The sequence below is a fragment of the Desulfatiferula olefinivorans genome, from assembly GCF_054657895.1.
Genome location: NZ_BAAHXV010000102.1, coordinates 1 through 968 on the forward strand (window position 1 = coordinate 1; position 968 = coordinate 968).

Sequence of the window (968 nt, forward strand, 5' to 3'; positions counted from 1 at the left end):
GACACATCGATGCCGTGAACACCGATGGTGAGAAGCTCCTTTTTTGAATATCCCAGTAGGTCGACAGCACTTTTGTTAACATCAATCAGATTTCCGTCAAGATCAATAACCCATACGGTTTCGGTCATGCCATCGATTAATTCTTTATACTCTTTTTCCTGCAATATACGTTCGGTAATGTCTTGGCATGTACCGAAAAGCAATTCAATTTCATCATCTTCATCAAGAATTACATTTACATTTGATTGAAGATATCTAACCGACCCGGACTCAGGATTTGTGCGGAAAACCATTCTTGTTTCAGCTTTTTCTTCAATATTCCTGGTATGTGATTTCATGAATTCTTCCCGGTCATCGGGATGAACACAATCCATATACTCAGTATGAAAATCCGGAATACCATCTTTTACTTGGAGATGGTGTAATCTAAAAACTTCATCTGACCAATATCCTATTCCGGATTTCAGATCTAGCTCCCAGCTGCCGAACTGTGCATATTCTTGCGCAAATTCAAGATGTTTTTTGACCCTTATGAGATCTATTTCAATCTCTTTTCGGGCCGTGATATCTTGGATTGCTCCGATGAATCGAAGAACTTTACCGTCTCTATCCCGCTCTGTTGCTTCTGATGCGCTGCGAATGTATATCCAGTTCCCCGATTTATGTTTTACCCTGACATCCACATCGAATTTTGGGATTCTCCCCTCAGTAAAATCAGTATATGATGTCCTTAGCAAAGAGACATCTTCAGGGTGAACCCGGTCAAATATCCATGCTAAACGGCTTCGAGGTTCCGGAATTTCATCAAGTTCGTATCCCAATATAGTGGCCCATTGTTCACTGTGGTAGGGATCCTCTCCCAGGTTAATGCTATGTTCATAGATACCCAATCCTGTTGCTGAGACAGCCAGCGACAACCGTCTTTCATTGATGCGCAATTCTTCTTGTATTTTGCCGGTCCCTACCAT

At 41.7% G+C, this 968-nt stretch carries 1 protein-coding gene; it reads right to left on the minus strand.

Annotation, left to right across the window (positions count from 1 at the left end; all coding sequences use genetic code 11):
* On the minus strand, positions 1-968 hold a 968-nt coding region (locus tag ACYQ11_RS22050), incomplete at both ends, for a PAS domain-containing protein (protein ID WP_459925994.1).